A 3,992-nucleotide genomic window follows, 5' to 3' on the forward strand; every position below is an offset into this window, starting at 1 on the left:
GCTCTTCTGCAGCTGATACAGACGGGCCACACCCGTGGTGGTTTCTTCCGTCACGCCCTGGATCTGGGCCTTGATGCGGGAGTAGAAGCCAGGCTGGGCAGCCAGCTTCTGGCGGATGCTGTTGAAGAGGGCGGTCTCCTCTTCGTTGGAGGGGTTGTCGAGCACCGAGGGATCGCTCTCGGCCTTGGTGCCCAGCATCACTAGACCGGTGGCATCGCCGCCGTCGTCGAGGATCATGTTGGGCGTGCCGCCATCGCCCCACTCGAGGATGCGGTGGGTGAAGGCCCAGTACTCATCCAGGGTTTCGCCCTTGTAGGCGAACACGGGGATGCCCGCGGCAGCGATCGCGGCGGCGGCGTGATCCTGGGTGGAGAAGATGTTGCAGCTGGCCCAGCGCACCTCGGCGCCGAGGGCCACAAGGGTTTCGATCAGAACAGCGGTCTGAATCGTCATGTGCAGGGAACCCGCGATGCGGGCGCCCTTGAGGGGCTGCTCAACGCCGTACTTGCTGCGCAGGGCCACCAGACCCGGCATCTCGGTTTCGGCGATCTCGATTTCCTTGCGACCGAAATCAGCCAGACCGAGGTCGGCGATCACGTACGTGCTGGTGCTCTGCAGCGCAGGCGCCGTGGGGGAAGCCACCATGAAAGTTGAGGAGTTGCGTTGAACAAAAACACGACTGAACCGAGTTCAACAGCGCAGCTCAGCGAGCCGGACCGGAGTGTTGGATCAATCGAAGTGGAATATCTGCAGAGACGCCGAGGCTTCGGGCTCGCTGAGGAGCAATCTACCGGGATGGAATCGCGCAGCGTGTTGTTGGCGGATGCCGCCGCCACCCAGGATCTGGGCCGCCAACTAGCCCAGCAATGGCTTGCCCTACCGCAAGGCGAGCGGCCAATCCTGCTGCTGCAGGGTGATCTGGGTGCGGGCAAAACCTGCCTCACCCAGGGCCTGGCCGCCGGCCTGGGCATCGACGAACCGATCACCAGCCCCACCTTTGCCCTAGCCCAGCACTACACCGGGCGCGCCGGCGCCCTGGTGCATCTCGACCTCTACCGCCTGGATCACCCAGCCGCCGCCGATGAACTGTTCGCCCAGGAGGAAGAGGAGGCGCTGGCCCTGAACGCTCTGATGGCCGTGGAGTGGGCCGAGCGGCTCAGCTTTGTACCGGAGGGCGCCTGGACGGTTGGCCTGGAGCTGCTGGATCCCGAGGAACCAGCAGCCGGCCGGCGGGCCTGGCATCACTGAAGGGCTCGAAGAGCGTTTGATGCCAGGGGCCGGTGATGGGTGTGCCCGGACGTGTCCAACTCGGGATATCCGTGGATATCCGGCGGCGGACAGGGCCAGACAGAGCAACAGTCCGAGGCAAAACCACCAACCAAGACGCGCCGCACAACAGAGCAAACGCGCAACCCTGCCAAGGGCTCACTGGTGCGCAGCCAAGAACCTCTCCACCTCTTGCTGTGTGGGTTGCGGGTCAATCGCCCCCGCGCCCCCACACACCAGGGCGCCGCAGGCGCTGGCGAAGCGCGCCGCCTCAGCGCTGCCGCCCTCAAGGAATTGTGGCTGCTGGCAGAGCTGGTGCAGCAGGCCGGCCAGAAAGGCATCGCCCGCGCCGGTGCTGTCCACCACAGGCACCGGATAGGCCGGCATCACGCCGCTGCTCGAGCCAAAGCACCAGGCCACCTGGGCGCCGCCATCGGTCACCACCACCGCGGGCTGCTTGGGCAGGGAGGCACGGATTGCCGCCGGATCAGTGCCGCCGAACAGCCAGCGAGCCTCCTCCGCCGCCAGCTTGATCAAGGTGGCCTGCTCCAGAAGAGGACGGATCGCTGCCACCGCGGTCGGCGACGGACCGGCAGCGGGGCCGGCAGCGGGATCCCAGAAAGTGGGGCGCCAATTCACATCCAGCGCCACAGCCACCTGCGCCTGAGCCGCAAGCTGCATCGCCGCCGTGAGCGCTGCGGCCGAGGCGGGTGTGGCCAGGGGGATCGTGCCCAGCTGCAACCAGCGGGCCTCGCGCAGCAGCGGCGCCAGGGCGACCTCAAGGGCCGCAGCATCCAGGGCCTGATCGGCGAAACCCTCTCCCCGATCGCCGGCGAACCCCCCAAAGCTGCGGTCGCCGCCGGCATCGCGCTGCACCAGCACGATCCGGCTGGGGCGGGTGGGGTCGCTCTGCAGGGCGCTCTGATCAACGCTGCGGCTTAACAGCAGCTGGCGGAAGGCCTCACCGATGGCGTCGCTGCCAAGCCGGCCCGCCAGGGCGGCGGGGGTGCCGAGCCGAGCCAGGGCGCAGGCCACGTTGGCGGGTGCTCCCCCGAGGCGGTCGTCGCACTGCTCGGCCGGGGCGGTGGCCGGATCCCCACCCAGGGGCCCCAACCGATCAACCAGGGCCTCCCCCAGGCAGACCACCTGCGGCGCAGCGGCAGCAGCCATGGCTCAGACGGCCTTAGGCCGCAGCGGCACTGCCTTCAGCTTGCAAACGTTGCTGCAGGGCGGCAATGATCCGCGCATTGGCAGCCGGGAACGGAAACTCCCCGAGCCGGGCCGGCTCCACCCAGCGCACCTGCTGCGCCGCCAGCGGCTGCGGTTCGCCCGAAAGCCAGCGGCACAGATGCACCACAAAGCGCAACCGCTTGTGGCTATATGCGTGCTCCAGCGTGATCAGCTCTTCTCCCACCGCCACAGCAATCGCCAGCTCCTCCTCGAGCTCACGGCGGATCGTGGTCTCGATCGCCTCGCCGGGTTCCTGCTTACCGCCGGGGAATTCCCACAACCCGCCCAACAAGCCCTCATTCAGGCGCTGATCAATCAACACCTCACCGGCCTCATTGAGCACCACGCCCACGCCGATCACCTGAAACGGCAACTCGCGAGGCGTTTCTTTCACGGGGTAATCGGCAGGTTTGCCGGCAGCGTAGGCAGCGCAATGCACCTGCCACGGACACTCGCTGCAGCGCGGTTGGCGGGGCGTGCAAATGGTGGCGCCCAGGTCCATCAGCGCCTGGTTGAACTCCCGGGGCCGCTGCGGATCGAGCAACAGCTCGCTCTGTTGCCAGAGCCCGGCGAGATCGCGCGCCGGTGGCCGCGGGCTCGCGCTGAGACGCGCCAACACCCGCTTCACGTTGCCGTCGAGGATGGCGTGGGGCTGGTTGAACGCCGAGGACAGGATGCTGCCGGCGGTGCTGCGGCCGATACCCGGTAGGGCCAGCCAACTCTCCAGATCCTGGGGCCAAGCGGCGGGATCGGCAGAAGCGCCCGGGGCGGCGTTTCGGGCCCGGATCTGCTCTTGCAGCTGCCTGGCTCCCGCCAGGAGACGCCGGGCGCGGGAGTAGTAGCCCAGGCCCTGCCAGAGCAGCAACACATCGTGCTCCTCCGCTGCGGCCAGGGCCTCGAGCGTGGGAAAGGCCTGCATCCAGCGCTGCCAGTAGGGGAGAACCACCTGCAACTGGGTCTGCTGGAGCATCACCTCCGCGACCCACGTTCCGTAGGGATCAAGCAGATCGCCACCATCCGGGCGCTCACCGGCTGGGCGCAGCTTCCAAGGAATGGTGTGGCGACCGTTGTGCTGCCACCAATCCAGCAACGCAGAACGAAGCTCAATCCGCGCCTGATTGTGGTCAGTCATGCCTGAGGCTGTGCAAACCGAGACTGACGTCGATAGACCTCAGACAGCCACGTAGGCCTGCACGTTTTCGCTGAGGCGGCGCAGGCCGGCGAGGCCGTCGCGCTCGAGGTTGCGCACGCGGTCGCGGCTCATGCCCAGGATGCGGCCGATGCCGGTGAGGCTCATCGGTTCGTCGGGCTCAGGCACATCGGCGCAGGGGATGCCGTAGCGCATCTTGAGCACGCGGCACTGCAGATCAGGCAGTTGCTCGAGCAGATCGCGCATGTCGCTGCGCAGGCACTCCCCATCCACCAGCTCTTCCGGCTGGGTGCCATCGGCCGCCAGCAGATCCAGCAGTTCGGTGTCGTCGCCGTCGCCCACCTTC

The 3,992-nt window shown here is 67.5% G+C and carries 5 protein-coding genes; 1 reads left to right on the forward strand and 4 read right to left on the reverse strand.

Annotation, left to right across the window (positions count from 1 at the left end; all coding sequences use genetic code 11):
* Positions 1–645, reverse strand: a 645-nt coding sequence (locus ACIQ2E_RS13075) for an adenosylhomocysteinase (protein ID WP_398331340.1), incomplete at its 3' end; no start/stop codon positions are given.
* A 150-nt stretch (positions 646–795) separates the two neighbouring features.
* Here ACIQ2E_RS13075 and tsaE point away from each other — a divergent pair.
* Positions 796–1,248: a tRNA (adenosine(37)-N6)-threonylcarbamoyltransferase complex ATPase subunit type 1 TsaE gene (gene tsaE / locus ACIQ2E_RS13080; RefSeq protein ID WP_398331343.1), complete on the forward strand. Its 453-nt coding sequence runs from the start codon at positions 796–798 to the stop codon at positions 1,246–1,248.
* 177 nt (positions 1,249–1,425) lie between these two features.
* Here tsaE and ACIQ2E_RS13085 read toward each other — a convergent pair whose 3' ends face one another.
* The 3 genes from ACIQ2E_RS13085 to ACIQ2E_RS13095 all read right to left on the reverse strand — a co-directional run.
* On the reverse strand, positions 1,426–2,436 hold the full coding sequence (locus ACIQ2E_RS13085; RefSeq protein ID WP_398331346.1) for a carbohydrate kinase: 1,011 nt from the start codon (positions 2,434–2,436) through the stop codon (positions 1,426–1,428).
* 13 nt (positions 2,437–2,449) lie between these two features.
* Positions 2,450–3,628: an A/G-specific adenine glycosylase gene (mutY, locus tag ACIQ2E_RS13090; RefSeq protein ID WP_398331349.1), complete on the reverse strand. Its 1,179-nt coding sequence runs from the start codon at positions 3,626–3,628 to the stop codon at positions 2,450–2,452.
* 39 nt (positions 3,629–3,667) lie between these two features.
* Positions 3,668–3,992: sigma factor-like helix-turn-helix DNA-binding protein (locus ACIQ2E_RS13095; RefSeq protein ID WP_398331352.1), on the reverse strand; the 325-nt coding region annotated here is incomplete at its 5' end.

The organism is Vulcanococcus sp., from assembly GCF_044369115.1.
Classification (GTDB): Bacteria; Cyanobacteriota; Cyanobacteriia; order PCC-6307; family Cyanobiaceae; genus Vulcanococcus.

What these genes read in the sequence shown, in the direction of transcription:
- tsaE (WP_398331343.1), top strand. Translation starts at nt 796, where the DNA reads ATGGAATCGCGCAGCGTGTTGTTGGCGGATGCCGCCGCCACCCAGGAT.
- mutY (WP_398331349.1), bottom strand. Translation starts at nt 3,628, where the DNA reads ATGACTGACCACAATCAGGCGCGGATTGAGCTTCGTTCTGCGTTGCTG.
- ACIQ2E_RS13085 (WP_398331346.1), bottom strand. Translation starts at nt 2,436, where the DNA reads ATGGCTGCTGCCGCTGCGCCGCAGGTGGTCTGCCTGGGGGAGGCCCTG.